This window comes from Microcoleus sp. S13_C3 (assembly GCF_036700905.1).
In the GTDB taxonomy this organism is placed as follows: Bacteria; Cyanobacteriota; Cyanobacteriia; order Cyanobacteriales; family Microcoleaceae; genus Microcoleus.
The window spans coordinates 43,232-48,158 of record NZ_JAUBPT010000053.1 but is presented as its reverse complement, the minus strand read 5'-3'; the positions used below and the strand labels follow the sequence as shown (position 1 = coordinate 48,158).

Below are 4,927 nucleotides of genomic sequence, written 5' to 3'. Positions count from 1 at the left end.
CCGCCCGTCCTTTTTGGACGGGCGGGACGCCCATCCCACTTTCAAGAGTGGAAGTTATTTAATTCTCATTCCTTATTCTTTTATCGACGGATCTCAAAAGTACGCGCGGGGGAGCTATCTTGAAGGGAATCGCCCTCCGGGTCTTCGTATTCCAAAACCAACTCACTAACCGTAGCACCGGTGGGGCCGCGGCGGCACCAACTAATCATTCCTTCCACAGCTTTTTTGGAGCCTTCAAAGACAGCCTCGACGCGGCCGTCAGGGAGATTTCTCACCCAGCCGCCCAGGCCGAAATACTTTGCTTTATCCCTTGTGGAATATCGGTATCCTACTCCTTGAACTAATCCCGAAACAAAAACGCGGACTCTGACGGGCGGCAATGATTGGTTTTGCATATTGACACTCCCCTGGCTGAAGCCGAGGGGATTCTTAATTCAGCGACTGACCTTAAAATGTTCTGTCCTTGCGGCAATTCTTAAACCTTTCAACCGTGGGGATACCACCAATTGACGAGCCTAACTCAGAAACATCCCAGCGGATCTATCTCCAAAAGCGTACTAGGATATTTCCCGCTTTGTTCGGGTATGCCCTACCCTACTTAACAATTCCCAGTAAAAAAGTTTGTGTTTGCTGGATTGAAACCTACATTTTCGGTTTGGACTGTTTATAGTGTTTTCGCCGCACTTTGTCCCCCAGTTTATGCCTAAAAGTGTGTCTCATGTCCCGTTTCACTTCCGGCAAGGGAGTTTAACCCTGACTGTTTCAGTTTACCATACTGTCCCGTCGTGTCCAAAACTTTTCACGAAAGTTTTTTGAATTGAAAAGATGAGATTTTAGATTCAGGACTGGGGTAAAAAGAGCAGGCAGGATTTATGCTGCAACGCCCTTTCATCCCCGGACTGAAGTCACGGGGTTTTCAGGCTATTCCTTATAAACGGCTCAACTTACTGCTAACATCTGTTTGAAAATTTTAAGGATCAGTTTGATTATGTTAAATTTTAGCGCGATGGCGCTGCCGGGATTCCTGATACGCCGCATCACCCTAGCTTTTTCAACTATTCCCGATTTCACTGATTGGCTGGTTGCAGCTATGCTCGCGCTGGTTTACACTTCGATCGCTCTTTCCGTGGGTTTTTGGTCGGGATTTCTCAAAGTTGATGTGCAAACCTCTCGGCGTACAATTGTGGGAGTGCTCGTTGGCTGTTTGTTAAGTCCGGGCATCACCGAGGAATTATTGTTCCGGGTGTTAATGCTGCCACACCCGTTTGAGAAGGCTTCTGGGTTAATGCTGTGGTTTTGGGGATGCGCGAGTTTGGCGGTTTTTGTAGTTTACCACCCGCTGAACGCGCTGACTTTTTACCCGGTTGGTCGATCGACCTTTATGAATCCAGTATTTTTGCTACTGGCGGCAATTTTGGGAGTTGCGTGCTCCCTCGCATACCTGCAAAGCGGTTCTATCTGGCCTGCGGTGGCGGTTCACTGGCTAGCAGTGACAGCCTGGCTGTTGCTACTGGGCGGTTACAGGAGGCTATATGGTTAAATGTAAAAAGTCTAGCATCACTATTTTGTCGGGAGGATCTCAGTTGTGGGTATCATAGGCGCGATCGTAGGTTTTTTGGCAGGGGTAGCAGTTGCTTACTGGTTAGTGGAAAAGCGCTTAAACAAGCAAAAACAAGAATACTTGCAGCAAACTCGCAGAATTACTGAGGAAATAGAATTAGCTCAGATGTCTCGGGTGCAACAAGCTGTCGAATCTCAGAAAGGAGAACGGGAAAATCAGCTTAGAAAAGCTACTATCGAACACGAAAATTTACTTAGACAAGTTACTACTCAATACGAAAATCAGCTCAAACAAGTTGCGGCTCAATACGAAAATCAGCTCCAACAAGTTTTGGCAGAACGCGACATTCAGATCCAACAAGTTCAGGCAGAACGCGACAGTCAGCTCCAACCAGTTGCCAGCATAGACGAGCATGAGCTGCGACGACAAATCAGCGAGGAATTAGAAGCCGCTAACAATGCCAGGATGCAGCAAAATATCCAATCTTTGCAAGCAGAACACGAACATCATTTACTCAGACTTGCTGACGAATTGCATCTAAATTATCAAGCTCAGATGGAGCAACATTTGCAAAACTTGCAAAATGAACACGAAATTCGCTTGAGGCAAACTGCCGAGGAATATGAGAACCGCGAGGTTGAGATGCAGTTAAATATGGAGGCTTTGCAAGAGCAATACGAGAGTCAGTTGCAAGCGGCTCACGAGCAGTTGAGAGAACACGAAGCTCAGATGCAAGCTACTATCAGGTCTTTGCAAGAGCAGTACGAGAGTAATGTACAACAACAAGAAGTCCCGGAGCAGCAGTTCAGTCAGTTAAATTCCACAGAATTTGCCGAAGGTTTATCACAAGAAGAAGTTTGGCAGCAACTGTCAAGTGAGTTAAATCAAACAGAAGTTGAAGAAGAGTTAAATTACACAGATTTTTCGGAACCACAATCAACTGATTTACATGAACCCCAAGTCGAACAACAGCTTCCAATTACCAGACAAACACCAAGCTATTCCCTACCGCAGTTGATGGGATGTGTTCAAAGTCAGGACAAAGAAACCCGGAAGTTTGCAGCGTCTGCTTTAGGTACAATGGCTGCTGCTAATGCTCTGAGATCCGAAGGTCAGCGAACAATAGAAACCTTGGGAAAATTAGCTCAAGATATTCACCCGGAGGTGCGCGAAGCTGCTGTGGAAGCACTAGCAATGATTAAGTCGGAAAAAGTGATTCCGCTGCTACAAAAAGCTTTGCGAGATATAGATAGCGGTGTGGCTAAATCGGCAAGTGCGGCGCTCAATAAGTTTAAGTTTTATCCGCGAACTCCGGCGGCTAAGCCGAAAACTGTTGATCTGAAGAAACCAAAGCGTTAAGCATTTATATCAATTCCGGTTGCACCGTCCGTGATTGTTGACTGTTAACTGTTGACTGTTGACTGTTGACTGTTGACTGTTGACTGTAGAAGGAGGGGTGGAAAAACTGAATGGTTGAGTGTTAACTGTTGACTCGATTTTACAGCATATTCCAGAATAAGCTGTTGGGCATCTAAATTGTATTTTTTGGGCGGGCTTTCTGGCCCAACCCCTACTCCCCACAAGACTTTTCTTAAATTTGACTATACAATTTAAATGCACTTCAGCTTATGCTGTAACTTGTGACTAATGACTACTGACTAATGACTACTGACTAATGACTAATTCAAAAACGCTGCTTTGTACCGAGTATAAGTTTGATGTCGCCGGAGTCGCTAACACCCACATCTAAGCGAATTAATCCAAAGGACGATCGCACCCTCACACCCACCCCAACACCCGCCCCAGTCCCCGGTTTGTCCCTGACTACCGCCGGTTTTCCCAACACGCTATCTCCCGTTCCCAAATCCGACGCAAAATCAACAAATATCACGCCGCCAACATCCTGACCCACAGGAAACCGATATTCGCCGGAAGCTAAAAAATAACTCCGCCCACTGCCAATATCCCCGCTATCGTAGCCCCGCACGGAATTGCGGCCGCCGAGGCGAAAAGCTTCCGTTGGTGGCAAATCCCCGATTACCGTGCCCGCTTGCAAGTTAAAAGCCAGCATTTCGGGCAAGGCTTCGGACTCGCTGATGCCCAGCAAAGTTACTGGTACATAATGTATATAATTTGCTAACAGCCTGTTACTCACAATGTTACCTCGCCCCAAAGGGATCGACTGCTCGGTGCTGAGGCTGATAATCGAGCCGCTGGTGGGGTTGAAGGGATTGTCCCGCCGATCGAGGAGCGCACCAAAAGAAACAGTGTATAACTCGTCAACGGCGCTGCCACTGAATGTGAGAGGATTGCCGAGTTCGTCGCGGCGGGCGATATTTAAGTTGCGATCGCGCGTGCTGATATTTGTATAATTTAATCCCAAAGTCGATTGCCAATCGCCCAAAGGTCTGGTAAACCTGAGATTTCCCCCCATCCGAATTTCCCGAACTCGGTTCCCGTTGGGCAAATCAATATCTTTGTTGAAAATTTCCGATATTCTGCGATCGCCAAAAGCTCTCACACTGTATCCCAAACGGTCTTCGGCGGCAACGTAAGGGCTGACAAACTGGACATCGTACTGGATACCTCGGAGGCTGGGCTCAAGTTCCACCGCCAGCCGCTGCGGGGTTGTACCGAAAGTTCGATCGGTATAGGAAAGAGGAACAGCAACGCCAACATCATCACTAAGACTGGCACTCACGCTAAAAGAGCGAGCCGATCGCTCTTGAACGTTGTAGATTACATTAACATCCGTGCCAACTTCTTCGATCGAAACTGTCACTTTGTCAAACAATCCCAATTGCTGCAACTGTTGTAAATCCGATCGTACAACTTCCCGGCGGTAGTTATCCCCCGCCTTGAGTTTGAGCTCACCTCGGATAAAATCTTCCGAAATTCTGCCCTCAACCGGATTCCCTTTTTTATCAACAGCTTCACCTCTGGAATTGACAAAGCGAATTTTCACCTCAGCAACGTAAACGCCCTCAGCATTGCCCCCTTGACTGATTTGTAGAGTACCCCCTAGCTGTCGGGCGTTGCTGTTTACTGCTTCGGGGGTTTCGGCTTGTGCCGCCAGCGTCGCCGGAGTTTTTAACAGAGATGTAAAATCTTTATTGTGGCTGGACTTGAGTGAGGGCGATTCCCTAGGGGATAGCTGCGCCCCGCGTACTTCAGCCAACATTCCTGTGCCACCAAACAATTCATCTCTTGTGGAACGGGCATCTTGCCCGTTCTGGACAGATGCTGCACCGTTCTTGAGAGATGCTGCACCATTTTCAATCAGCTTTTGATGAACAGGCAAGATGCCTGTTCCACAAAACAATTCATCTCTTGTGGAACGGGCATCTTGCCCGTTCTTGACAGATG

General features: G+C 47.5%; 5 protein-coding genes. 2 read left to right on the top strand and 3 right to left on the bottom strand.

The window, feature by feature from the left end:
* Positions 1 to 80: 80 nt before the first annotated feature.
* Positions 81 to 395: an acylphosphatase gene (locus QUA16_RS16345; protein WP_333104306.1), complete on the bottom strand. Its 315-nt coding sequence runs from the start codon at positions 393 to 395 to the stop codon at positions 81 to 83.
* A gap of 593 nt (positions 396 to 988) precedes the next feature.
* Between QUA16_RS16345 and QUA16_RS16340 the strand changes: the two genes are divergently transcribed.
* Entirely contained in the window at positions 989 to 1,540 is a 552-nt protein-coding gene (locus tag QUA16_RS16340) for a CPBP family glutamic-type intramembrane protease (protein WP_333104307.1), read from the top strand.
* 45 nt (positions 1,541 to 1,585) lie between these two features.
* Complete coding sequence (locus QUA16_RS16335) at positions 1,586 to 2,920, top strand: HEAT repeat domain-containing protein (RefSeq protein WP_333104308.1); 1,335 nt, start codon at positions 1,586 to 1,588, stop codon at positions 2,918 to 2,920.
* A gap of 44 nt (positions 2,921 to 2,964) precedes the next feature.
* Here the strand turns inward: QUA16_RS16335 and QUA16_RS16330 are convergent, their stop codons facing one another.
* Together QUA16_RS16330 and QUA16_RS16325 are read right to left on the bottom strand one after the other, a co-directional pair.
* Positions 2,965 to 3,144 carry a hypothetical protein gene (locus QUA16_RS16330; protein ID WP_333181241.1) on the bottom strand — a complete coding sequence of 60 codons (180 nt, stop codon included), beginning with the start codon at positions 3,142 to 3,144 and terminating at the stop codon, positions 2,965 to 2,967.
* A gap of 101 nt (positions 3,145 to 3,245) precedes the next feature.
* On the bottom strand, positions 3,246 to 4,927 hold a 1,682-nt coding region (locus QUA16_RS16325; RefSeq protein ID WP_333104310.1), incomplete at its 5' end, for a BamA/TamA family outer membrane protein.

What these genes read in the sequence shown, in the direction of transcription:
- QUA16_RS16345 (WP_333104306.1), bottom strand. Translation starts at nt 395, where the DNA reads ATGCAAAACCAATCATTGCCGCCCGTCAGAGTCCGCGTTTTTGTTTCG.
- QUA16_RS16340 (WP_333104307.1), top strand. Translation starts at nt 989, where the DNA reads ATGTTAAATTTTAGCGCGATGGCGCTGCCGGGATTCCTGATACGCCGC.